We start from the raw sequence: 26,231 nt of genomic DNA on the forward strand, positions 1-26,231 counted from the left end.
CTGCAAATAGCCTTCATTGTATTTGTTTAAAATTAACGCATAAATAAAGCGGCTCCTCCAGTAGTAGATAATGTAGTGCCATACAATAAACTCGTTGCAAAAAAGACTAGTAAAACGCCAGCGAGCAACTTAATTAAACTTTCACTATTATGCGGTAAGCTTGATGAAAATTGGTACCATTTGCTAATTCGTAATGCACTATGCCTTGCATATAACACAATTAAAGCAAAACAAGATAAAGTCAATCCTGTTCCTATTGCCATTGCAAAAGTTGCGATAACTCCCCACAAATAGAGATCAAGCATATAAGCTAAAAACAAAATAAAAATCGCTCCTGAACATGGTCGCATACCAATACTACAGATCACTAAAAATTGTGATTTCCAATCCATCGCAGCTGCTAACTGAGTTTGATTGGGTAAGTGTTGATGACCACAACCACAAGATTGATGATGATCATGATGTGATGAAACTAACTGTTGCCCTACTTTAATTACATTTAGTGATGGGGTCTTAACGGAGAGAATTTGAGGTTGTTGTTTTCTCCTGCTTTTTACGTAAGATAAATAATAGTTTTTCCCATATTGATAACACCAACTTAATCCTAATAAAAATAACAAGAGAAAAGCTGTACGTTCTAACCAAAGTTGCGTTAATTTAAAATACTGAGAAGAAAGGTTAAGTAACACAACAATAATAGATGTTGCCGCCACAGCAACAGCACCTTGCATTAAAGAAGAAAGCAAAGTCAATTTCATACTAGTTTTTAGCTGCGTTTGATGAGTAGATAAATAAGTTGCAATGATGAATTTACCATGTCCAGGACCTAAAGCATGAAATACACCATAAAAAAAACTTATAATAATTAACCAACCACCCGCATACGCCTTATCTTCATTAATTTGATGTAAATAGCCTGACATTAACTGGTTAAAATCACGTTGCCAAATGGCTATTTTGAAAAATAAATAAGGAAATAAAAAATAAGCTGTAACACCTAATAATAACAAAATAATACTATACTTTATTGGAAAATTTATTCGCATATTAACATCACTTTTTGCGCAAATAGTACACCCAAAGAATCATCTTCATCACGCTGAGTTTGATCTAATGAATTCGCATATTGTTTAATTTTTGCATCAACTTGTGGTTCAACAACCTCTCCACGACAATGTGTAGAAATTTGTGAAAAATCGACCGCACTTTGCTTTGTTTGATCATAATACATTGAGACATAATAAGTAGGATCATATGTCAATAAAGTGAACTGATTATTCACTAACTCTTGGGGCTTAGACAACAAAAAATCAAAATAGTACATTACTTGGTTATTATTTGCTTTCATACCGTAATTTTGTGGTTTAGCGCTATATTTTACTTTATTTCCTTGCTTATCGAATAAATAGCTGAAATAGTGTTCATGTACAATGTTACCCATCACTTCATCAATTAATTTCTGTAATGCCTTTTTATTGCCTCTTGTTTGCCGAATATCATATAGCATCGTCGCAGAACTGGCTTCATCCAAAACCCATTCCATTGAAAATCCAGTTAACAGCCCTTCTTTCACTAATATTTTTGTTTTCATTTCAATAAATGCATGTGGATGTGCATGAAGATTAAATGAAAATAAGCTGATAAAAAATAAGAAAACACTAATAGAAAACGGTTTCATTCTATCCTATCTCCGAAATGTAAATTTACGTAACAATAGCTTATAAAAGTTAATAACATAATTCATTTTTGTTATAATAAATGCGTATTTTTTTACTAAAAATCACAAAAATAGTTACATTAAAGAGATTAAATACTTATTTAAAGTGATTTTTGTGACAAACTTCAAAAATAATGTAAAAATTGTTTCACATCAGTGTAAATTTATGTAAAATACAAACCGTCAAGTGATTGCTTGATATTCATAAAGTTCCTAAATAAAATAATCATAAATAGCTAAACTACTTTCCTACCCTCCAGTTCGGAGGGTTTTTTTTATCTCTAATTGGCTAATCTAGCAAATTTCAAGTAAAATAACCGCACTTTTTTTCTATTTTACAAGTATAACGAGAGAAATTATGTCATCACAATTTGTTTATACGATGCATCGCGTTGGCAAAATCGTGCCTCCGAAGCGTCATATTTTAAAAGATATCTCACTTAGCTTCTTTCCTGGCGCAAAAATCGGCGTACTCGGTTTAAACGGTGCGGGTAAATCGACTTTACTACGCATTATGGCGGGAATTGATAAAGAAATTGAAGGGGAGGCTCGCCCACAGCCAGGGATTAAAATTGGTTATTTACCACAAGAACCAAAATTAGATCCTCAACAAACTGTACGTGAAGCAATTGAAGAAGCCGTGAGTGAAGTGAAACAAGCATTAACTCGCTTAGATGAAGTGTACGCGCTTTATGCTGACCCAGATGCAGATTTTGATAAGTTAGCAGCAGAGCAAGCTAAATTAGAAGCGATTATTCAAACTCACGATGGACATAATCTTGAGAATCAATTAGAGCGAGCAGCTGATGCATTACGCCTACCAGATTGGGAGGCTAAAATCGAACATTTATCAGGGGGAGAGCGCCGCCGAGTCGCGCTTTGTCGATTACTGCTCGAAAAACCGGATATGTTACTACTAGATGAACCAACTAACCATTTAGATGCAGAATCTGTTGCTTGGTTAGAGCGTTTCTTACATGATTATGAAGGTACCGTTGTAGCAATTACTCACGATCGTTACTTCTTAGATAACGTTGCAGGTTGGATCTTAGAACTTGACCGTGGTGAAGGTATTCCTTGGGAGGGTAATTATTCTTCTTGGTTAGAACAAAAAGAAAAACGTTTAGCCCAAGAACAAGCTGCTGAATCTGCACGTCAGAAATCAATTGAGAAAGAATTAGAATGGGTTCGCCAAAATCCAAAAGGTCGCCAAGCAAAAAGCAAAGCACGTATGGCACGCTTTGAGGAACTCAATAGTGGCGAATATCAAAAACGTAACGAAACTAATGAACTATTTATTCCACCAGGTCCACGTTTAGGTGATAAAGTCATTGAGGTACAAGGACTCACTAAATCTTATGGTGATCGTACATTAATTGATAATCTTTCATTCAGTATTCCTAAAGGGGCGATTGTAGGTATTATTGGTCCTAATGGCGCAGGTAAATCCACTTTATTCCGTATGCTTGCGGGGCAAGAGCAACCTGATTCAGGTAGTGTTACTTTAGGTGAAACAGTCGTACTTGCTTCTGTTGATCAGTTCCGTGATGCGATGGATGATAAAAAAACAGTCTGGGAAGAAGTCTCTAACGGGCAAGATATTTTACGTATAGGCAACTTTGAAATTCCAAGCCGTGCTTATGTGGGACGCTTTAACTTTAAAGGCGTGGATCAACAAAAACGTGTAGGTGAATTATCTGGTGGTGAACGTGGTCGTTTACATCTGGCTAAACTCTTACAAGCTGGTGGTAACGTATTGTTATTAGACGAGCCAACTAACGATCTTGACGTGGAAACTCTACGTGCACTTGAAAATGCGATCTTAGAATTCCCTGGTTGTGCAATGGTGATCTCACATGACCGCTGGTTCTTAGACCGTATCGCAACTCATATTCTAGATTACGGCGATGAAGGAAAAGTCACTTTCTATGAGGGCAACTTCTCTGACTATGAAGAGTGGAAAAAGAAAACTTTTGGTGCCGATGCAATCCAGCCACATCGAATTAAATACAAACGTATTACTAAATAACGTCCAAAATAAACCGCACATTAAAGTGCGGTTTATTTTTGTGGAATTTTACCCAGTTATTTTATACGCTTTAAACGCCATAATTGATAAATATGAATAATGACTAAAAACGTATTCAATCCAGCGACAGGATATGCTTGAATTCGCAATGCATAGATTATAAAGAAAATTGCGCCTATCCCATTAATAACGCGTATAAAAACGATATTCTTAAATAAAAAAGAAATTGCGACTAATAATCCTGCAATATAGCCTAATAGCTCATTTACATTAAATTCCATGTTGCCTCTTTAAAATAAATTTTCTATCTCATTGATAACACTATGATAAATTATTTTTTTATTGACTTAAAGATCATCATAACTAGGCAAACGGTTGCTAGAAAGTAAATTCATTTATTTTTTAAGAAAAATTAATATAAATGTTTTTTTAGATTTCAAATAAAGATAAATTGAACTAAAAACATATATAAGCCAGTCCCTACTGCAATAGAAAGAAACATATTTTTCTGCCCAAAATGCAGTAATAACACTACTATACCAGCAACAAAATCAGGGATACCATGATGAGCATTCAGTATATCTACATTTTTATAGCAATATACAACTAACATACCAAACATTGCTGCTGGTAATACTTTACCTAAATATTGAATATAAGCTGGTATAGGTCTATTGGCAGGGAAAACCCAAAATGGCAGCCAACGAAAAAGCTGTACACCACATATTCCCATTACAATCGTAATAATTTGCTCAGTTAAAGTCATACTTACTCCACGCTCTCTAATTTTGCACTTAATTTCACACGACGTAAGGTTAATACAAGCCAAATCCCAATCAGAGTCGGTAGTAAGAAATGTTTTTCACCTACTATTAATAATGTAGTAAATGCAATACCTAAGCCTAATAAAGAGCTTTCATGTGAGCTTTCCTTACTCCATTGTTCTGCAAAAATAACTAAAAAAAGTGCAGTCATTGCAAATTCGATACCTGTTAAATCAAAAGGTAAAATTGAGCCAAATAATGCCCCTATTGCTGTACCAATTACCCAATAGAGTTGTAGATATAAACTAATGAAGAAAAAATACCAACCACGGTCAACATTTTGCGGCACTTTTGCCATATAGTTTAATGAGAATGCTTCATCCACTAATGTACTTATCAAATACCAACGTTTTTTACCCAAATAAGCTCCATATTTTTCTAACATAGAAATGCCATAAAAAATCTGTCGTCCACTAACCATTAATGTGATCAATAACACATTGAGGGGGGCAAAAGGTGCAACGAGTAATCCTGCGACAATAAACTCAACCGAACCAGCATAAATAAGTAATGCCATTAAAATAGGATAGATAGCCTCAAAACCAAGTGCCTTCATATAGACACCATAAGCAATCCCTAAAAATAAAAAACCAGATAAAATAGGTAAACTATAAGGAAATGCTGCTTTAGCAGCACTGAAAATTGGTCGCTCATTTACATCTAACATATTACTTATTCCAACACAGATAGACCTGGTAAAGTCGAAAAACTTTGTGCTTTCACTGTTTCATAAAAATCATCAACAAATGCAATCTTCGCATCAATCTCACGAATAGCTGCATATAAATTACTATGTAATCCTACTTCTGTAATTTGACGTGCGACTAAATAACCTCGATCTAAATAAGGTTTTGCTGCCCAAAAAGGTAATGCTGCAATTCCTCTTTTACTTGCAACTAATTGGATTATTGCAATAGTGAGTTCACTTGTACGACGAATAGGATTAATCCCTTTTGGATGTAATACTTTACGTAATAAATCCAGCATATCATCAGGAACAGGATAAGTGATTAGCGTTTGATCAGCAAAATCTTCTGCTTGCCACACAGTTTTATGTGCCAAAGGATGATCCTTTGCACAAAGCCCAACCATTTCATAAGAAAATAATGGCTTATGTATAATACCTGTAGTTTCTTCAATTTCAGAAACCACTGCCCAATCAGCACGATGAGTCAATAATAAACCAACCGCATCCGTATGAAAGCCTGACACGATATCTAGTTCAACTAATGGCCAATTTTGACGAAATGAGTCCATTGCAGGCATTAACCAATCAAAACAAGTATGGCATTCTACTGCAATACGTAATTCACCTGCTTCACCTTGTTTAACTTGAGAAAGATCTCGCTCTGCCTCGATCACTTTCGGTAAGATTTCATTAGCCAGTTTAATTAAACGCTCACCCGCTGGAGTAAACCGCAAAGGTTGTGTTTTACGTTCAAATAGCGGTAGCCCATAATGCTCCTCTAGTAATTTTAATTGGTGCGAAAGTGCGGACTGAGTTAAATATACACGTTTAGCTGCCAGAGACACACTACCTGTTTCTTTAAGTGCAAGTAATGTTTTAAGGTGACGTAATTCTAAAAAAATTGGTTTCATTAAAATAATTCATAAAAAAGTAAAAGAATTGAGATTCCTATCATATATTAAAATGGATAAAAAAGAATAAAGTGCGGTTATTTTTTCACAATTTTTCTCTCGTATCTCTACTCTGTGAACTTTCATTCAAATAACAACACAAACGTCACATCACTACACTCTCAAAAGCTATGACAGAACTTTTTAACTAAGTTAAATATATTTAAAATTCACCGCACTTTTTCCTTAACAAACCTATATCATTAAAAATTTTCATGTTATCTGTGAAAATTATGATGTTGCATAATATTAAAAAGTCCGCCATTCTACATTAAAACAGACGTTTAGACGTCCAATTTTAAAATAAATAATATCACTTTAAGAGGAATTACTATGACAACATCTCATATCGCAGGCTTTCCGCGTGTTGGAGCCAAGCGTGAACTTAAATTTGCCCAAGAACGTTATTGGCGCGGTGAAATTAATGAACAAGATTTATTAGAAATTGCACAAAAATTACGAGCAATCAACTGGCAGCACCAAGCGAATGCGAACACTGATTATGTTTCTGTTGCTGATTTTACATTCTATGATCATATTCTAGATCTACAAGTTGCTACAGGTGCTATTCCTAGTCGCTTTGGCTTTGATAGCCAAAATTTAAGCTTAAATGAATATTTTCAACTTGCTCGAGGTAATAAAAATCAATTTGCTCTTGAAATGACAAAATGGTTTGACACTAACTACCACTATCTCGTACCAGAATTGACTAAACAGACAAAATTTAAAGCAAACCCAACGCATTATGTACAACAAATTCGCGAAGCAAAAGCATTAGGTTTGAAATGTAAACCTACTATTGTTGGACCATTAACTTTCCTATGGCTTGGTAAAGAAAAAGGTGACCGATTCAATCGTTTTGAACTCCTCGCAGAACTGCTGCCTGTCTACATAGATATTCTGAATGCATTAACCGCTGAAGGCGCTGAGTGGATTCAAATTGATGAACCAGCTTTAGTCGTAGATTTACCAGATGAGTGGCTTGATGCTTATAACGCGGTATATACAATATTAAGCGAGACTGTTAACGCGAAACTACTTATCGCCACTTACTTTGGTTCAGTAGCAGAACACGCAAAACTACTCAAATCATTGCCTGTAGCAGGAATACATATTGACTTAGTACGAGCACCAGAACAACTTGTTGCATTTGAAAACTATGACAAAGTGCTTTCTGTTGGAGTAATTGATGGACGCAATATTTGGCGATCGAATTTACATGAGGTACTAGATATTCTTGAACCGTTAAAAGCAAGATTAGGAGAAAATCTTTGGATCGCACCAAGCTGCTCATTACTTCATACACCTTATGACCTTGAAGTTGAAACACAGCTCAAAGCAAATAAACCTGAACTGTATGATTGGCTAGCCTTTACATTACAAAAAATACAAGAATTACGCATTATTAAAACTGCACTTGAACAAGGTCGTCTTGCCGTTCAAGCTGAACTTGATGCAAGCCAAGTGGCGGCTAATACTCGTGAAAATAGTCGCGAGATTCATCGTCCCGAAGTCACTGAACGTTTAGCTAACTTACCAATCAATGCAGACCAACGTCAATCACCTTTTGCAGAACGTATTATCAAACAAAATGCTTGGTTGAATTTACCTAAACTCCCAACAACTAATATTGGCTCATTCCCACAAACTGTTGAAATTCGTCAAGCGCGAGCTAAATTTAAGAAAGGTGAACTTAGTCTAATAGATTATGAGTCGGCAATGAAAAAAGAAATTGAATTTGTTATACGTCGCCAAGAAGAGCTTGAACTTGATGTATTGGTGCATGGAGAAGCAGAACGTAACGACATGGTGGAATATTTTGGTGAATTATTGGATGGATTTGCATTCACAAAATTTGGCTGGGTACAAAGTTATGGCTCACGTTGTGTCAAACCGCCCATCATTTATGGTGATGTAGTACGTCCACAACCGATGACAGTACGCTGGTCTAAGTATGCGCAAAGTCTGACCAATCGAGTGATGAAAGGCATGTTAACTGGTCCAGTGACGATTCTACAATGGTCATTTGTACGTAACGATATTCCTCGTTCCACCGTATGCAAACAAATTGCAGTCGCACTTTCTGATGAGGTATTAGATTTAGAAGCAGCTGGTATCAAAGTAATTCAAATTGATGAACCTGCAATTCGCGAAGGTTTACCACTAAAACGCGCAGATTGGGATAGTTATCTCCAATGGGCAAGCGAATCATTCCGTTTAAGTGCAATGGGCTGCCAAGATGACACACAGATTCATACCCATATGTGTTACTCTGAGTTTAACGATATTTTACCTGCAATTGCCAGTTTAGATGCGGATGTGATCACGATTGAAACGTCACGTTCTGACATGGAATTATTAACGGCATTTGGAAATTTCAAATATCCAAATGACATTGGACCAGGTGTGTATGATATCCATAGCCCACGTGTACCAGAAGCAAACGAAATTGAACATTTGTTACGCAAAGCGCTCAAGGTTATTCCAGCAGAGCGCCTATGGGTTAATCCAGATTGTGGCTTAAAAACACGCGCTTGGCCTGAAACTATTGCTGCATTACGAGTTATGGTTGAAGTAACTAAAAAATTACGTGCAGAACTTAGCTAAATTTACCAATTGCTCCTAACATATTGCTCCCAATAGCGTCAATGCTGGGGGCTTTTTTATTGATAAATGAAATCAAAAATATTGACGAAGGCGTGATTCCTACTCAAAATACGGCATTATTTCTTGTCCACAACTTAGGGTGTAATAATGGATTCACTTACACAATTTGTTTTAGGTTCTGCTATACAAGGTGTTGGCATGGGAAAGTATCAAGGACGCAAATCGTTAGTTTACGGTGGGTTACTTGGTACACTTCCTGATTTAGATGTATTTATTCGCTATGCCGATCCTATTTCTTCTATGACTTATCATCGTGGTTTTAGTCATTCGATTTTCTTACTAACCGCACTTGCGTTCTTAATTACATGGATTACATTTAAGCGAAAAAGTCATTTACCTTTTACCTTTCGAAGGTTATTTCTAACGCTCACCTTAGTACTTATCACACACCCTATTATTGATGCTATGACGGTCTATGGTACTCAACTTTTTTGGCCGCTACCATTTGAACCGATTACTTTTTCAACTGTTTTTGTGATCGATCCAATTTATACTTTGCCATTAGTGTTCACTTGTATCTGGGCATATTGCAAGAAACTAGACAGCCGTTCAGTAACAGCTATGTCCATTGCACTCTTATTTGGTTGTATATACTTTACTATTGGTTTTCTTGGGCGCAGTTACCATGAGCAACGCGTTGAAAACATGTTGACTCAACAAGGTATTGAAGTAGACAAAGTATTAGCCACACCGACTCCATTTAATACTGTGCTTTGGCGTGTACTTGCTATAGATAAACAAGGTAATTTATATGATGCAATAAGTGGTTGGCTTGATAATGGCTCTCCCGAATTCATTAAAATCCCATTGAATCTTGAATTAAAAGCAAACATTATTGCCGATTCACCACAATTACAACGTTTAGAATGGTTCAGTGGCCATTGGATTCATTATGAACAAATTGAAGATCAACTTATCGCAAGTGATACTCGAATGGGCTTAGCGGGTCAGTTTAACTTCCGCTTTGTCGTAGCTGAAAAGCAGAATCAAGAATGGAAAGCCATTCTACCAATTCAATACCCAACAGCTACTTATCATATCAACAAGACAATCTTGGTAAAATTTTGGCAACGTATTTGGTCAGACGACGAGCCTCTTCCTTTAGAAGACTGGGCAAGGCTATGACTTGTTTTAAACTAATCAAAGTGCGGTCAAATTTTTTATATTTCTACCGCACTTTGTGTTAACAAATACATAAAACACTTACTATTTATAATATCTAGATAGTGACTATCCGATAACTCAAACCTACACCAACAAGAATACAGTCTTGCATTATTGACTATTTTCCCTCCATAGACTTTAACAAAAAACTTATGTATTCCCATCATAAATGCCATCCTTGGCTAAAATAATTACATTTCCTACTGTAAATTGCTTTGCTTGTAGAGAGTCTATGTCTGATTAGCTATTTAGTTTCCCAACTAATTCTTTAATACTTGTGCCATTATCCATATGTAAATATGTTGCTATCCTATGCTCTGAATGATGTCGTTCTGTTGATAATTCATCGCGATATATTCATCTCTAAAAAGGTAAATACTTTTACTTATTTGTATTTTTTCGACCCCTTTAGCAATATCAGTTTTGATCTTTTCTACAAGCTATATTATGTAATTAACTATATACTGTCGGCATGTGGTATCTCTCACTATTTTAGTAAATAATTGACCAAAGTTAGACTGTTCCTTATTAACCAGTGAAATATCCCTTCTTGTTGACCACGAGTGTTTCTTATCTCCAGTAAGCATGCTTTTTTTAGTGGTATTCAGTTCACCTGCTTTGATGTCTTTCTCTCATCAAACAGTTACCCCGATATTTACTCCCTAATATTCATCTTTGTTGAACCTGTTTTAAATTTTCTGGTTATTCTAGATTGACAGCATCCTTGCTGTCTTTACCATCCATGAAATTTTAATTTACTTTTGCTTTATCAACATATCCTACTGTTACCAGCATGCTAATAACTGTAGGATATAGTTCCTTTCTTTCCATTATAAAGGGCATCATTTTTTAGATTATTCAAGCGATTATGCTGAATAATTTCATTCACAATTTTTGGAATATCAATATAAGATTGAGTTGGTAAAGAGAAAAATAGAAGTGAGGCTAAAGTAATTAATAGGGATTTAAGTAGCTCTTTATTTAAACTAATTTTAGTTATAGAAGAAAAAAATAGTCTATTATGTTCTTTGATTAATTTATCTTTCCTTATTTTTGATGACATTATTCTATTTTCAATAATGTAAGAGATGTAATTCATAAAGTTCCTTTTTGTATATAAAAATAAGCAGCTCAAAAAATAAATAATTAAAAGTAAATTAATTTATACTTTCCAAAAACATGGGGCGCGTATTCTACTCATCTCTTAATATAATGTCCAAAATAAAAATAGAGGAAAATGTTCAAGAGATGAGTTTATATACAAAGTGAGTTTTAATTATAATCTAATAACGTTCTGGCCATATTTCTTGTACAGGAATACCAATAAAATCAGCGATTATTTTTTCACCTTTAGGGTATTTTCGATCTAATGCATTATTAAGTGTTCGGGGATGTAAACCTGCTTGAATTGAAAGTTGAGCGAGTGAACTGCCTTTTTCCTTAATTGCAGCAATAATATATGCACGGTGCATATTCTTTTTACTCTTTTTCATTATGTGATATCCTTATGACTTAAATTAATACATGCTTTAGCACACATGTGAGTAACTGATAAGAACTATACAATCATTTTAAAAGGAACTCAATAGTTCTTTTCAATAAATTTATTCCTTTGCTTGAATTACAAGCAATATAATAGAGTTAAAGCATCACAAAATTAACATCACTCGAGTTCCTTAAAAGGTTTTTATGCAGAACTATCAAGAATGGTTTTCAATAAAAGAACTCATGGAAAAAGGATTATATTTACCTTCATCCGATAAAGGTATTGTAAAAAAAGCAGCCCGTGAAGGCTGGAAAAAGCGCCAAAGAGAGGGAGTTAAAGGAAGAACATTTGAATACCACTATTCTTCATTTCCAGTGGCTGTACAAAAACAACTCGGGTTGTATGATGAAAATAATCCAACAAATACATCCACTTGTCTTAATGATATCGATGAGAAAACGCATCATTATTCAACTCAGCTACAGATTACACAAGCCATAAATACAGCACAACAGATACAAATTCCTGTTTACCATCATCTTACGACAAATTGTTTTAAACATTCAGCTGATGATTATATTGGCTTAAATCCACAATGGTTAAGTTTGAGAGGAATTACACCTAATCAGCTTGTATTTGTAATTGCTTCAGGTGATAGTATGCAGCCTACTATTCATAGTGGCGATATTTTATTGATTAACCGAGCAATCACAACACCTAAAGATGGTGAAATTTATCTCATGCGTTTTGGTAAACAAATATGGATAAAGAGAATTCAAGGAGTACCAAATGGTATTCGCTTAATTAGTGATAACCAGATTATTTATCCACCTATTGAGTTGAATCTTGAAACAGCTGAAAACTTTGAAATTATTGGTCGAATTGTCTTTATAGGTCATCATTTAATTTAATTTTGAAAAAAGAATATTGATTTTACTTTTGGTTAACTTTTATTTGAATACTATAAAAATTAGCTATTAAAAATAAAATTTTTATTACAAAATTAAATTAATATAAATAAATTAACTTAAGTAAAGACATATATAATTCAATTTTTAATTTAAAATAATTATAAAAAGACGAGATTTTATCTTTATTTTATTCTATAAAAAATCTGCACTTAAACTGAATAATTCTTCTAGTCTAAGTGCAGATCTTATTTTGTTTTATCTTAAATAAAACTTAACGCCAAGATTTATATTGATTAATAAGACCATTTGTTGAACTATCATGACTTTCAACTCTATCATTATTAGCTAGCTCAGGTAAAATACGATTTGCTAATTGTTTACCTAACTCTACGCCCCATTGGTCAAAGCTGTAAATATTGAAAATCACGCCTTGTACAAAGATTTTATGCTCATACATTGCAATTAATGCACCTAATGTAAATGGTGTAATTTTTTGAACCAAAATTGAGTTAGTAGGTTTATTACCAGTAAATACTTTAAATGGCACAATATCTTTTACATCATCTAATGATTTACCAGCTTTTACAAATTCAGCTTCGACTTCCTCTTTGGTTTTACCAAATGCTAATGCTTCAGTCTGTGCAAAGAAGTTAGATAAGAGTTTTTGGTGATGATCTGCTAATGGATTATGCGTTTGCGCTGGAGCGATAAAATCACAAGGGATTAATGTAGTACCTTGGTGAATTAATTGATAAAACGCGTGTTGACCATTGGTACCAGGTTCTCCCCAGATAATTGGACCTGTTTGATAGTTATTAATTACCTCACCATTGCGATCAACATATTTACCATTGGATTCCATATTACCCTGTTGGAAATACGCAGCAAAACGGTGTAAATATTGATCATAAGGTAAAATCGCTTCGGTTTGTGCGCCTAAGAAATTGGTATTCCATAAACCGACTAACGCTAATGTGGTTGGGATATTTTGTTCAATCGGCGCAGTACGGAAATGCTTATCCATTTCATGTGCGCCTGCTAAAAGCGCTTCAAAATTATCAAAACCAATAGATAATGCAATAGATAAGCCGATCGCAGACCACAATGAATAGCGACCGCCTACCCAGTCCCAAAACTCAAACATATTATTGGTATCAATACCAAATTCAGCAACCGCTTTCCCGTTAGTTGAAAGTGCCGCAAAATGCTTTGCCACGTGCTCTTCTTCTTTTGCACTTGCTAAAAACCACTCACGAGCAGACAATGCATTAGTCATTGTTTCTTGTGTGGTAAACGTTTTTGACGCCACTAAAAATAATGTTGTTTCTGGGTTTACTTTTTTCAACACCTCTGCAATGTGTGTACCATCAACATTAGATACAAAGTGTAAATTCAAGTGATTTTTATATGGACGTAAGGCTTCGGTCACCATATAAGGCCCTAAATCTGAACCACCGATACCAATATTAATTACATCAGTAATTGCTTTGCCTGTGTAGCCTTTCCACTCTCCTGAAATCACACGATGGCAGAAGTCTTTCATTTTTGCTAACACGGCGTTCACTTCTGGCATCACATCTTTACCATCAACCAAAACAGGGGTATTAGAACGGTTACGAAGTGCTGTGTGTAATACAGCGCGATCTTCCGTTTTATTGATTCTAGCCCCAGTAAACATCGCTTCAATCGCCTCTGATAATGCACATTCATTTGCTAACTGGCGCAATAATCCCAATGTTTCTTTCGTCACATTATTTTTTGAGAAATCCACTAATACTTCATTATTAAAAGATAATGAATAATTCGCAAAACGATCTTTTTCTTGTGCAAAAAGTTGTTGAATTGTGACATCACTTTGTGCTTTATGATGCTGCTCTAATGCCTTCCAAGCATTAGTTTTTGTCGGGTTGATGTTTTTCATTATTGTTTTCCTTATTTTGCAAATATAACAAGATAATTAAATTAATTAATCCACATATTCTGTTAATACACGAGGCGTTAACTTGGTAATAAGTTCATAACTGAGCATACCACTAATTTGTGCTATTTCCTCAATTGGTAACTGTTTACCCCATAAAATTACTTCATCGCCTACTTTATCTTGGCTTTCCAAACCTAAATCAACTGTTAACATATCCATAGACACTTTACCCACTATTGGTACACGACGACCATTTAAATACACAGGTGTACCTGTTGGTACATCTCGTGGATAACCATCCCCATAACCAATTGCCACTACACCAATTTTTGTCTCTTTATCACTCACCCACACACCGCCATAACCCACTGGCTCACCTTTTTTGTGTGGTTTAATCGAAATTAACGAAGAAGTAAGCGTCATAACAGGAGTAAGATCATATTCTTGAGCGGGAATATTCACTGGTGAAATACCATACATAATAATACCAGGGCGAATCCACTCTAAGTGAGAATTTTCCCAAAATAAGATTCCACCTGAGGCTGCAATACTACGCTCACCCTGTTTGTCTTTTGTCGTGTGTAAGAAACGGTTTAATTGAAGTGCGGTGTAATCTGAGTTAATTTCATCAGCTCGGCTAAAATGACTAACAAAGCCAATATTCGCATCAACATTTGGAGAGTTTTTTAACGCTTGATAAAACTCGTCTACTTGAGTTAAATCAACACCAAGTCGATGCATGCCTGTATCAATTTTCAACCAGACTTTGATTGGATTGGGTAATTCGGCTTTTTGTAATGCTTGTAATTGTTCAATATTATGTACTACAGTTTGAATATTATTTACTGCTAAAATCGGTAAGTCTTTACTACAAAAAAAGCCTTCTAATAACAAAATAGGCTTAGTAATACCATTAGAACGTAATCTTAACGCTTCTTCTAAACGGGCAACGCCAAAGCAATCGACCATTTCCTCTACTGCAGATGAAACAAAAACGACACCATGCCCATAAGCATTGGCTTTGACTACCGCAATAATTTTACTATTGGGAGCTTTTTGTTTAATAGTTTGGATATTGTGTTTTAAAGCAACAGAACTTATTTTGGCTGTTGCAGGTTTCATGTTCATTAATAATCGTCTCTCATGTCTCGTTGTTCAGCTAAATTATCAAAGCGAGAATATTGTCCTCTAAAGGCAAGTCTAACTCGTCCAATCGGACCATTACGTTGTTTACCAATAATAATTTCTGCAATCCCTTTATCCTCAGAATTTTCGTTATACACTTCATCACGATAAATAAACATGATTAAGTCAGCATCTTGCTCAATAGATCCTGACTCACGTAAATCTGAGTTAACTGGGCGTTTATCAGCACGGTTTTCAAGCGTACGGTTCAGCTGTGACAAAGCAATAACAGGTACTTCTAATTCTTTTGCAAGCGCTTTTAAAGAACGAGAAATCTCAGCAATTTCTAAAGTACGGTTATCCGCAAAACCTGGTGCACGCATTAACTGTAAATAGTCCACCATAATTAAGCTCAAGCCACCATTTTCTCGATAGACTCGTCTCGCTCTTGAGCGCAATTCTGTTGGTGTCAAACCTGAAGAATCATCAATATATAAATTCGGTTTATTCGCAAAAAGTCCCATTGTACTCCCAATCTTAGACCAATCGCTTTGATCTAATCCCTGTCCAGTACGAATTTTTGTCTGATCAACACGAGATAAAGAGGCTAATGAACGCATCATGATTTGTTCCGCAGGCATTTCCAAGCTGAACACCAGTACAGGCTTCTCACTTTTCAACGCAGCATTTTCACACAAGTTCATCGCAAAAGTAGTTTTCCCCATTGATGGTCGAGCTGCAACAATAATCAAATCGGAAGGCTGTAATCCTGCTGTTTTTTTATCAAGCGCATCAAATCCCGTACTCACCCCAGTAATCCCGTTATGCCCTTCTGCTTTACTTAAGAGCTCAATACGATCAATGGTTTTTTCGAGAATAGAACAGATATTTTGCGGTCCTTCATTGGATGTTGTGCGTTTTTCAGAAATCGCAAACACTTTACGTTCAGCTTCATCTAAAATATCTTTGACCTCCATGCCCTTTGTTGTATAACAGCTTTGTGCAACATCATTACTTACACTAATTAAGTCACGCAAAATTGCTCGATCACGTACAATTGCAGCATAAGAGACAATATTCGAGACACTTGGTGTATTCTTGGACAATTCAGCTAAATACGCAAATCCACCAACATCCTCACTTAAATTTTTCTCTTTCAGAAATTCATAAATATTAATTAAATCAATTGGTTTTCCTTGTCGTACCAAATTTTCCATTTCTTGAAAAATCACACGGTGAGCAGCTAAATAGAAATCATCAGGAATTAACATATCGCTAATGCTATCCCAATGTGCGGGATGAATCAGAATCCCACCTAAAACAGACTGTTCCGCCTCTAATGAATGAGGAGGCACAATACCTTGCTCCAGTGGTTTATTTGAAATCGAGGAGTTTTTTTTTGCCATAAGAATTGGGATTTTTATTCGAATCAAAATTAGCCTATATCATATACTAATTCTTTTTTTTATTTAAGTAAGAATTGGTAGTAAAACATGAAGTCACTAGATCTATTCAGTACAAATTTTGCCAAAACAAACCGCACTTAAAGCAGTATATACAGACTGTTTTATCAAAATTTATAACCACATGGCTGAACAATATTAATAATATATTAACGTAGCTTTTCTAATTTTGCTAAATGCGCAATGAGCCATTTAATACCTTGATTTTGAAAAGCAATTTGTAAACGTGTATTACTATCAGTACCTTCAACATTAATGATTGTACCTTGTCCAAATTTAGCATGTAACACTTTTTGCCCCATTTTCCATTCGCTTTCACTTAGATTAGGAGCAACAGAACCGATTTTTTGTTGGTTTATCGCACGAGTGACTGTACCTCGTAAACGCACTTCTTGAATACATTCTGGCGGTAACTCAGCGATAAAACGTGAAGGTAAGTGACGTTCTTCTTTTGCATATAAACGACGACTTTCAGCGTAACAAATTGTCAACTTTTGTTTCGCACGCGTAATTCCAACGTAAGCTAATCGGCGTTCTTCTTCTAAACGTCCTGGTTCTTCAAAAGAACGGAAACTTGGAAATAACCCTTCCTCAACACCGACCATAAATACACGTGGAAATTCTAAACCTTTCGCAGAATGCAATGTCATCATATCGACATAATCTTGGTGTGGAGAGGCTTGCTCTTCGCCAGCTTCTAAAGAAGCGTGCGTTAAAAATGCAGTTAAATCGGAAAGATCTTCTGCTCCATCTGGTTTCACAAACTCTTTTGTCGCAGTGACTAACTCTTCCAAGTTTTCAATGCGCACTTCGCCCTTTTCCCCTTTTTCCTGCTTATACATTTCATATAAGCCAGAATGTTTAATCACAAAATCCGTTTGGGCAAATAAGGGCATTTCAGTACTGTCTTGCTGCAAGGAATTGATTAACTCCATAAAACGTTGTAATGCTGTAGCTGCACGTCCAGTTAATAAATTTTCATTAATTGCTAGGCAAGTCGCCTGCCATAATGTGACCTCTCTTTCTCGTGTCAATTGACGTAAAACATCTAAAGTACGATCACCTATTCCACGGGCAGGTGTATTAATAACACGTTCAAAAGCAGCATCATCTTGGCGATTCGCAATTAAGCGTAAATACGCCAATGCATCTTTAATTTCTTGACGTTCAAAAAAGCGCATACCACCATAGATACGGTAAGGAATTTGAGCACGAATCAACGCTTCCTCTATCACACGCGATTGGCTATTACTACGGTACAAAATAGCACAGTCATGTAATTTTCCCCCCTTCTCTAGCCATTGTTTTATTTGGGAAGTAACAAATAACGCCTCATCAAGTTCATTAAAGGCAGCATAAATTCCAACTGGTTCACCTTGTTCACCATCTGTCCATAAATTCTTACCGAGACGATTGCTGTTATTAGCAATAAGCTGATTAGCGCTTTGTAAAATATTGCCCGTAGAGCGGTAATTTTGTTCAAGGCGAATCGTTTGTGCTTGAGGGAAATCATCTAAAAAGCGTTGAATATTTTCAATTTTTGCACCGCGCCAGCCATAGATCGATTGATCATCATCACCGACAATCATGACTTTTCCTTGCTCGCCTGCCAGTAATCGAATCCAAGCATATTGAATTTTATTAGTGTCTTGAAACTCATCGACCAAAATATGCTGAAAGCGTTGTTGATAACGTTGTAAAATAACGGGCTTTTTTAACCATAACTCATAAGCACGTAATAATAACTCAGCAAAATCGACTAAACCTGCTCGATCACAAGTATCTTGATAAATTTGGTAAATTTTAATCCATTCACGTTCATAACGATCATTATTATCATCAATTTGATGGGCACGTAATCCATCATCTTTTTTATTATTGATATACCAACATACTTGCTTTGGAATGAATATCTTTTCGTCAAAATTATGTAATTTAAGTAACCGCTTTACTAAACGCAGTTGATCATCTGAGTCAAGAATTTGGAAATCTTGTGGCAAATTAGCATCAAGATGATGAGCTCGTAATAAACGGTGAGCAATACTATGAAATGTGCCAATCCACATGCCGAAAAGACGTTGAGAGGAATGTTCAGATAATGTTTTTTCAATTCGATGGCGCATTTCAGCAGCCGCTTTATTGGTAAATGTTACGGCCATAATACTGCCTTCAGAAATCTGTTCAACCGCAATCAACCAAGCGATACGATGCGTTAATACCCGCGTTTTTCCGCTACCTGCGCCAGCTAAAATTAGGTAATTGCCTAAAGGTGCAGCGACAGCCTCTCGCTGTTTATCGTTTAACCCATTTAATAATTCTGAAATATCCATGCAGCTTACCTTAATTTTTATCTAGTTATCTACCAGCATCTTATACATAATGAAATGGAATAAATCAGGGCAGATGCTATGTCCTGCCCTGATTTTAAGTATGTTATCAAACTGGCTTTTTATACAGTAAAATTATAGAGAAAATTCTTAAAAAAACAACCGCTCTTCTCCCGTATATATTGTAGCTCTGCCTTTTCGAGCAAAACCTATTAATGTTAATCCACACTCTTCTGCCATATTTACGGCTAATGCGGTGCCTGCTGAAATTGCAACTAACATTTCAATACCACAAACTGCGGTTTTTTGGACCATTTCATAACTTGCTCGACTAGTAACCAATACAAAACCGATAGGGTTATTTTGCTTAGCATGCCAACCTAACAACTTATCTAACGCCACATGGCGCCCAACATCCTCGCGAATAGCAAGTAAATGACCTTCTGTATCAAAAAAGCCTGCTGCGTGTGTCGCTCCTGTTTGTTTCCCTAACTCTTGTGCGTTTTCTAATTGTATTAAACAATGATCTAATTTATTAGCATCAAACTGTAAAGTGCGGTTCAATTTTACTAATTTTTTATATACTTGTTGTAATTGTTCTGTGCCACAAATACCACAGCCCGTTCGCCCTGCCAACGTTCGTCGTTGTTCTTTTAAACGCACAAAGCAACGACTCGCTAACTCAATTTGGATTTCAATACCATTAGACACTGGATTGATATCAATACCATAAATATCACTCACTTTATCAATAATACCTTCAGCTAAGGAAAAACCTAATGCAAAGTCTGTTAAATTTTGTGGTGAGCACATCATCACTGTATGGGAAATTCCATTGTAGACTAAAGCGACAGGCATTTCTGTCGCTAGATTTTCTTCTTTTACATCATAAGTTATTGTTTTGTTTTTGATTTGTTTGTTTTTTGTTAATTTTTCAAAAAAACGAACTTTTGTTTTTGTGATCCAAGTCAAAATTTTTTTCCTTATTAATGGTTATGAGTTATAGATTTACCATTAAAAAATCAGTATCCTAAAAGGTGCTTAAATTGTAAGGTATTTACATACTTGTATGAAGTATATCGACAATTCGAAACTTGGTACGATTGTAATACAATTTTAACAAGTGAAAAACAAGCCTAAAAACATTTAATGATTTATTTAACGAATTTACTACTATCACATGCTAACAAACTGGTTTTGTTACGCTAAGGAGTATTATCTATGCAGGTCAGTAGAAGAAAGTTCTTCAAGATCTGTGCAGGGGGAATGGCGGGAACATCTGCTGCAATGTTGGGCTTTGCGCCAACAGAAGCATTAGCAGCTCCTCGCAATTACAAATTATTGCGAGCGAAAGAAACGCGTAATACCTGTACTTACTGTGCCGTTGGTTGCGGTATGTTGCTTTATAGTTTGGGCGATGGCTCAAAAAATACAAAAGGCAAATTATTCCATATTGAAGGTGACCCAGATCATCCAGTGAGTCGCGGTGCACTCTGTCCTAAAGGTGCGGGCGCATTGGATTATGTCAACAGCGAGCGTCGAGTGCTTTATCCAGAAGTACGTGAAGCTGGCTCAAAAGAATGGAAACGTATTTCTTGGCATGAAGCGATTGAACGTATCGCTAGACATATAAAAACCGATCGAGATGAAAATTTTATTACTCATAACGATGCTGGTGTTGAGGTTAACCGTTGGATGACATCAGGATTCTTAGCTGGTTCTGCATGTAGTAATGAAACAGGTATCCTAACACAAAAATTCGTTCGTTCTCTCGGTATGATTTTTACCGACAACCAAGCGAGTATCTGACACGGACCAACGGTAGCAAGTCTTGCTCCATCATTTGGTCGCGGTGCGATGACAAATCACTGGGTTGATATCAAAAATGCCGATCTTGTTATAGTAATGGGTGGTAACGCCGCAGAAGCTCATCCTGTAGGATTCCGCTGGGCAATTGAAGCGAAAAAACAAAACGGTGCTAAGTTAATGGTGGTTGATCCACGCTTTAACCGCACAGCTGCTGTTGCTGATATCTATATGCCATTACGTCCAGGTACGGATATTGCTTTCCTATCAGGCGTTATTCGTTATTTGTTAAACAATGACAAAATCCAGCACGAATATGTTAAACATTACACTAACGCAACATTTTTAGTAAATGAAAACTTCAAATTTGAAGACGGCTTATTCTCTGGTTACGATCCTGAAACACGTAAATATGATCGCTCAACATGGGCATATCAATTTGATGAAAATGGTGAGCCGAAACGTGATATGAGTATGCAAGATCCACGTTGTGTGCTCAATATGTTAAAACAACATGTTTCTCGTTATACACCAGAAATGGTTGAACGTATTACTGGTACAAAACAAAAAGATTTCCAAATTTTCTGTGAGGAAATCGCAAAAACTTGTGCACCAGATAAAGCCGCTACTTTTATGTATGCATTAGGCTGGACTCAACATACTGTTGGTTCACAAAATATTCGTACGATGGCAATGATCCAGTTACTATTAGGTAATATTGGTGTGTCTGGTGGTGGTGTAAATGCATTACGTGGTCACTCAAATGTACAAGGGATTACAGATTTAGGCCTATTCCCTAATCGTCTACCTGCTTATCTTCCATTACCAACGGAAACAGATACGACACTAGATGTATTCTTAAACCGTATCACCCCTAAACGTTTAATGAAAGATCAAGTCAACTATTGGCAAAACACGCCTAAATTTATGGTCAGTATGCTGAAAACGTTTTATGGTAATAATGGTACTCAGGATAACGAGTTTGGTTATCACTATTTACCAAAACTACCAAAAGGCGGCATGGATCATTTACGTTACATTGAGGAAATGTATCAGGGTCGTGTAAATGGTTATTTCTGTCAAGGTTTCAATCCGATTGCCTCTTATCCAAATTCAGGCAAGATCATTAAAGCACTAAGTAACTTGAAATACTTAGTCATTTTTGATCCACTAATTACTGATACTTCTGAATTCTGGGTAAATCATGGTGAGCATAATGATGTAAAAACAGAAGATATTCAAACTGAGGTCTTCCGTTTACCAACAACTTGTTTCGCTGAAGAAGATGGCTCAATTGCCAATTCTGGCCGTTGGCTACAATGGCACTGGAAAGGTGCGGAACCACCTGGTGAGGCAAAAACAGATGGTGAAATTCTATCTGAAATTCGAGCTGAATTAATCCATCTATACAAAACAGAAGGTGGAAAAGCACCACTTGAACCATTAGAAGCGATGAGCTGGGATTATGCAAATCCATTAGAACCAAAAGCAGAAGAAGTGGCTAAAGAAAATAATGGTTATGCATTAGAAGATCTCCTTGATGCAAACGGCAATGTGATTCTGAAAAAAGGGCAATTGCTTTCAAGCTTTGGTCAAATGCGTGATGATGGTAGCACTTCTGGAGGTTGCTGGATCTATACAGGTCAATGGACAGAAAAAGGTAACCAAATGGCAAACCGTGATAATTCTGACCCATCTAACTTAGGTAATACATTGGGTTGGGCATTCGCATGGCCACTGAATCGTCGTATTTTATATAACCGTGCAAGTGCTGATTTAGCGGGTAATCCATTTAATCCAAAACGCCCATTAGTAAAATGGAATGGCAAAAACTGGAACTATATTGACGTGGCTGACTTCGGTAGTGCACCGCCAAATAGCCCGACATTACCATTTATTATGCAGCCAGAAGGTGTGAGTGGCTTATTCGTACGCGAGCGTATGGTTGATGGCCCATTCCCAGAACATTATGAACCAATGGAGAGCCCAATTGGAACAAACCCACTACATCCAAATGTAGTCTCTAGCCCAGTTGCTCGAATTTTACCATCAGATAAAGAGGATTTAGGTACATCTGCAGACTTCCCTTACGTTGGTACCACTTATCGTTTAACTGAACATTTCCATTACTGGACTAAGAACTCTCTATTAAACGTTATTGCTCAACCAGAGCAATTCGTTGAAATTGGCGAAGATCTTGCTAAAGAAAAAGGCATTAATAATGGTGATACAGTGAAAGTCAGCTCAAAACGTGGCTATATCAAAGCTGTTGCTGTTGTCACGAAACGTATCCGTACACTAATGTCTGATGGAAAACCAATTCATACTATAGGTATCCCAATTCACTGGGGTTTCTCTGGTGTAGGTAAAAAAGGCTTCTTTGCGAATAACTTAACTGTTCGTACTGGTGATGCTAATACACAAACACCTGAGTCAAAATGTATGTTAGTTAATATTGAGAAAGTGGGGGCTTAAAATGGGTGTTGTTCAATCTCAAAATATTATTAAAGCCTCTGCGACATCAAACTTTACACCGGCACCACAAGCGCGTGATCATCAAACTGAAGTTGCTAAATTAATTGATGTTACGACTTGTATTGGTTGTAAAGCTTGTCAAGTAGGCTGCTCTGAATGGAATGATTTACGAGCTGAACCAGAACCTTGTGTAGGTGTATACGATAACCCAATTGATCTCAATGCTAAAGCATGGACGGTCATGAAGTTTAACGAAGTTGAAGAAAATGATCGTCTTGAATGGTTAATTCGTAAAGATGGATGTATGCACTGCAGTGAACCAGGTTGTTTAAAAGCTTGTCCTGCTCCAGGTGCAATTATTCAATATGCGAATGGTATCGTTGATTTCCAATCAGACAAATGTATTGGTTGTGGTTACTGTATTGCAGGTTGCCCATTCAATGTGCCACGTATGAATCCTGAAGATAATCGAGTCTACAAATGCACATTATGTGTTGATCGTGTGACAGTAGGACAAGAGCCTGCTTGCGTCAAAACTTGTCCAACTGGTGCAATTCGATTTGGTAGTAAGGAAGATATGAAGCACTATGCAGCACAACGTATTGCTGACCTGAAATCACGTGGCTATGAAAATGCAGGCTTATATGATCCTGAAGGTGTCGGTGGTACGCATGTTATGTATGTACTACACCATGCTGATAAGCCTGAATTATATTCTGGCTTACCAAAAGATCCGAGCATTGATATCAGCGTCAAACTTTGGAAAGACGTACTGAAACCAGTTGCTGCTGTCGCAATGGGTGGTATCGTATTGAGCGAAATTGCTCACTATATCGCAGTAGGCCCGAATACAGAAGAATTGGACGAACATGATGAAGACGAAGCACATAATGGAGGCGAACATGAGTAAGATTAAGATCAGTAACGATCGTAAAATCGTGCGTCATAAATTGCCAGCACGTCTTAGTCACTGGTTACTTGTTATCTGTTTCTTCGTAACTGGATTATCAGGGCTTGCGTTTTTCTTCCCTGATTTCGCATGGCTAACAGAAATTCTCGGTACACCACAGCTTGCGCGTTTTGTACACCCATTTACGGGAATTATTATGTTCATCGCATTTCTTAACTTATGTCGTATTTATTGGCGCCATAATTTCCCTGAAAAAAATGACTGGGTTTGGTTAAAAAATATTGATGAAGTATTAAAAGGCAATGAACATGCCGTTTCTGACAATGGTAAATATAATCTTGGTCAAAAAATGCTATTTTGGACTTTGATTCTTGCAATGCTAACCTTACTGGTTACAGGTATCATCATGTGGAGACAATATTTTTCACATAATTTCCCAATCCCTGTAATTCGTATTGCTATACTATTCCATTCTGTCAGTGCATTCTTACTTTTCACTGGTATCATGGTACATATTTATATGGCATTCTGGGTGAAAGGTTCTATCCGTGGTATGGTTGAAGGCTGGGTGACAGTACGTTGGGCGAAAAAACACCACCCACGTTGGTATCGTGAAGAAGTACTGCCTCAATTAGAAAAAGAAGAGCAAGAAAAACATAGCCAAAACTAAGCTATACTAACTCAATCAAAGTGCGGTCAATTTTTCAGAAATTTTCTAAAAAACGACCGCACTTTATTTGTTACTTAAACAAGGAAAAAGGATGAGTATCAGAATTTTACCCGAGTCGGAAATCAAACAAGCGGCAAGTTCATTCAGTGCGCCCGCCTTGCTATTCGCTAATCCTAAAAATCTCTATCAACGCCGTGCAGAGCGTTTTACAACACTTGCTAAAGCTCACCCTTTAGCTGACTATTTAATGTTTGCAAGTTTAGTCTCTGAAGCACAGCTCGTTGTATTAAAAAATTACCCAATCCCAGTGGATTCTCGTCTAAACGAACATAATCTCACTGCTGAATTACTGGCAACACAGCCGTTACATTTTAAAAACTGGCAACGAGATCCCATTTGGCTAACATTATTAACTGCGCTTTTAAATGAGATAAAACCTAAAGCAAATGATACTATTCTCACAACTATTGAATGGTTAGAAAAAGCCTCTACAGCAGAGTTAAACCAATTAGCAGATCATTTACTCGCACAAGAATTTAGCCAAGTCAGTAGTGACAAAGCTGTTTTCATTTGGGCCGCACTGTCTCTATACTGGTTGCAATTAGTTCAACAAATCCCACACTCTAGCCACAAGGAAAGTAGCGAAAATTTACATGTTTGTCCTGTTTGTGGCTCAGCACCTGTAGCGAGTGTCATTCACTTTGGTTCAGAGCAAGGTTTACGTTACTTACATTGTGCGCTATGTGAAAGTGAATGGAATGTAGTACGTTCGAAATGTACTAATTGTGATCAAACTGGTAAGCTTGATTATTGGTCACTAGATAGTGAAGTTGCGCCAGTTAAAGCAGAAAGTTGTGGAGATTGCCATAGCTATTTAAAAGTACTCTATCAAGAAAGAGATCCGAAAGTAGAAGCCATTGCTGATGATTTAGCAACATTATTTTTAGATGTTGAAATGGAAGAAAAAGGCTTACAACGAAGTGGATTGAATCCATTTCTCTTTCCTAATAGTGAAGAATAATTATGTTTATTTAATTAACTAGACAGCAAATATGACTAAAAATAGGCAGATCATAATGCTCTGCCTATTTTTGTTGA

At 36.4% G+C, this 26,231-nt stretch carries 21 protein-coding genes; 8 read left to right on the forward strand and 13 right to left on the reverse strand.

Features of this window, described 5'->3' with window-relative positions; translation table 11 throughout:
• Positions 1–32: 32 nt before the first annotated feature.
• Together zevB and zevA are read right to left on the reverse strand one after the other, a co-directional pair.
• The gene (gene zevB, locus DYE19_RS05150; protein WP_115322852.1) at positions 33–1,046 is read right to left on the reverse strand and encodes a zinc transporter permease subunit ZevB; all 1,014 of its coding nucleotides are present in this window, start codon (positions 1,044–1,046) and stop codon (positions 33–35) included.
• The gene (gene zevA, locus DYE19_RS05155; RefSeq protein ID WP_049215094.1) at positions 1,037–1,678 is read right to left on the reverse strand and encodes a zinc transporter binding subunit ZevA; all 642 of its coding nucleotides are present in this window, start codon (positions 1,676–1,678) and stop codon (positions 1,037–1,039) included. The genes zevB and zevA overlap by 10 nt, the downstream gene beginning before the upstream one ends.
• Positions 1,679–2,075: 397 nt before the next feature.
• Here zevA and ettA point away from each other — a divergent pair, with 397 nt between their 5' ends.
• On the forward strand, positions 2,076–3,746 hold the full coding sequence (ettA, locus tag DYE19_RS05160) for an energy-dependent translational throttle protein EttA (protein WP_049215095.1): 1,671 nt from the start codon (positions 2,076–2,078) through the stop codon (positions 3,744–3,746).
• 56 nt (positions 3,747–3,802) lie between these two features.
• On the opposite strand, the gene DYE19_RS05165 is transcribed toward ettA, so the two are convergent.
• From DYE19_RS05165 to DYE19_RS05180, 4 genes are all read right to left on the reverse strand, one after another.
• On the reverse strand, positions 3,803–4,027 hold the full coding sequence (locus DYE19_RS05165; protein WP_115322853.1) for a YgjV family protein: 225 nt from the start codon (positions 4,025–4,027) through the stop codon (positions 3,803–3,805).
• 155 nt (positions 4,028–4,182) lie between these two features.
• Positions 4,183–4,512 (reverse strand): branched-chain amino acid transporter permease, encoded by a 330-nt coding sequence (locus DYE19_RS05170; RefSeq protein WP_115322854.1) that lies wholly within the window; start codon positions 4,510–4,512, stop codon positions 4,183–4,185.
• Positions 4,513–4,514: 2 nt separating this feature from the next.
• Complete coding sequence (gene azlC / locus DYE19_RS05175; protein ID WP_049215098.1) at positions 4,515–5,237, reverse strand: azaleucine resistance protein AzlC; 723 nt, start codon at positions 5,235–5,237, stop codon at positions 4,515–4,517.
• A 5-nt stretch (positions 5,238–5,242) separates the two neighbouring features.
• A complete protein-coding gene (locus DYE19_RS05180) occupies positions 5,243–6,169 on the reverse strand; it encodes a LysR family transcriptional regulator (protein WP_115322855.1) in 927 nt (308 codons plus the stop codon).
• Between the two features lie 372 nt (positions 6,170–6,541).
• On the opposite strand from DYE19_RS05180, the gene metE reads away from it, so the two are divergent.
• Positions 6,542–8,815, forward strand: a complete 2,274-nt coding sequence (gene metE, locus DYE19_RS05185; protein WP_115322856.1) for a 5-methyltetrahydropteroyltriglutamate--homocysteine S-methyltransferase — start codon at positions 6,542–6,544, stop codon at positions 8,813–8,815.
• A 147-nt stretch (positions 8,816–8,962) separates the two neighbouring features.
• Positions 8,963–10,000, forward strand: coding sequence for a metal-dependent hydrolase (locus DYE19_RS05190; RefSeq protein ID WP_115322857.1), 1,038 nt, complete (start codon positions 8,963–8,965; stop codon positions 9,998–10,000).
• An 835-nt stretch (positions 10,001–10,835) separates the two neighbouring features.
• Here DYE19_RS05190 and DYE19_RS05195 read toward each other — a convergent pair.
• Both DYE19_RS05195 and DYE19_RS05200 read right to left on the reverse strand, forming a co-directional pair.
• The gene (locus tag DYE19_RS05195; RefSeq protein ID WP_115322858.1) at positions 10,836–11,138 is read right to left on the reverse strand and encodes a hypothetical protein; all 303 of its coding nucleotides are present in this window, start codon (positions 11,136–11,138) and stop codon (positions 10,836–10,838) included.
• 184 nt (positions 11,139–11,322) lie between these two features.
• Positions 11,323–11,532: a helix-turn-helix domain-containing protein gene (locus DYE19_RS05200; RefSeq protein WP_049215104.1), complete on the reverse strand. Its 210-nt coding sequence runs from the start codon at positions 11,530–11,532 to the stop codon at positions 11,323–11,325.
• Positions 11,533–11,728: 196 nt separating this feature from the next.
• On the opposite strand from DYE19_RS05200, the gene DYE19_RS05205 reads away from it, so the two are divergent.
• Positions 11,729–12,436, forward strand: coding sequence for a helix-turn-helix domain-containing protein (locus DYE19_RS05205; RefSeq protein ID WP_115322859.1), 708 nt, complete (start codon positions 11,729–11,731; stop codon positions 12,434–12,436).
• 271 nt (positions 12,437–12,707) lie between these two features.
• Here the strand turns inward: DYE19_RS05205 and pgi are convergent, their stop codons facing one another.
• The 5 genes from pgi to fdhD all read right to left on the reverse strand — a co-directional run bounded on the left by pgi (position 12,708) and on the right by fdhD (position 20,244).
• Positions 12,708–14,357 (reverse strand): glucose-6-phosphate isomerase, encoded by a 1,650-nt coding sequence (gene pgi, locus DYE19_RS05210; RefSeq protein ID WP_115322860.1) that lies wholly within the window; start codon positions 14,355–14,357, stop codon positions 12,708–12,710.
• A gap of 45 nt (positions 14,358–14,402) precedes the next feature.
• A complete protein-coding gene (gene alr / locus DYE19_RS05215) occupies positions 14,403–15,479 on the reverse strand; it encodes an alanine racemase (RefSeq protein ID WP_174694532.1) in 1,077 nt (358 codons plus the stop codon).
• Between the two features lie 5 nt (positions 15,480–15,484).
• Complete coding sequence (locus tag DYE19_RS05220) at positions 15,485–16,888, reverse strand: replicative DNA helicase (protein WP_115322862.1); 1,404 nt, start codon at positions 16,886–16,888, stop codon at positions 15,485–15,487.
• A 206-nt stretch (positions 16,889–17,094) separates the two neighbouring features.
• Positions 17,095–19,275, reverse strand: a complete 2,181-nt coding sequence (gene uvrD / locus DYE19_RS05225; RefSeq protein WP_115322863.1) for a DNA helicase II — start codon at positions 19,273–19,275, stop codon at positions 17,095–17,097.
• 147 nt (positions 19,276–19,422) lie between these two features.
• Complete coding sequence (gene fdhD, locus DYE19_RS05230; protein ID WP_115322864.1) at positions 19,423–20,244, reverse strand: formate dehydrogenase accessory sulfurtransferase FdhD; 822 nt, start codon at positions 20,242–20,244, stop codon at positions 19,423–19,425.
• 249 nt (positions 20,245–20,493) lie between these two features.
• Between fdhD and fdnG the strand changes: the two genes are divergently transcribed.
• The 4 genes from fdnG (at position 20,494) to fdhE (ending at position 26,154) form a co-directional block, all read left to right on the forward strand.
• Complete coding sequence (gene fdnG, locus DYE19_RS05240) at positions 20,494–23,553, forward strand: formate dehydrogenase-N subunit alpha (protein ID WP_147285038.1); 3,060 nt, start codon at positions 20,494–20,496, stop codon at positions 23,551–23,553.
• Between the two features lies 1 nt (position 23,554).
• Complete coding sequence (fdxH, locus tag DYE19_RS05245) at positions 23,555–24,463, forward strand: formate dehydrogenase subunit beta (RefSeq protein ID WP_115322866.1); 909 nt, start codon at positions 23,555–23,557, stop codon at positions 24,461–24,463.
• Positions 24,456–25,133, forward strand: a complete 678-nt coding sequence (locus DYE19_RS05250; RefSeq protein WP_049215123.1) for a formate dehydrogenase subunit gamma — start codon at positions 24,456–24,458, stop codon at positions 25,131–25,133. Before fdxH ends, DYE19_RS05250 begins: the two co-directional genes overlap by 8 nt.
• Before the next feature lie 91 nt (positions 25,134–25,224).
• The gene (fdhE, locus tag DYE19_RS05255) at positions 25,225–26,154 is read left to right on the forward strand and encodes a formate dehydrogenase accessory protein FdhE (RefSeq protein WP_049215125.1); all 930 of its coding nucleotides are present in this window, start codon (positions 25,225–25,227) and stop codon (positions 26,152–26,154) included.
• Positions 26,155–26,231: the final 77 nt, after the last annotated feature.

Source organism: Pasteurella canis (assembly GCF_900454865.1).
GTDB lineage: Bacteria > Pseudomonadota > Gammaproteobacteria > Enterobacterales > Pasteurellaceae > Pasteurella > Pasteurella canis.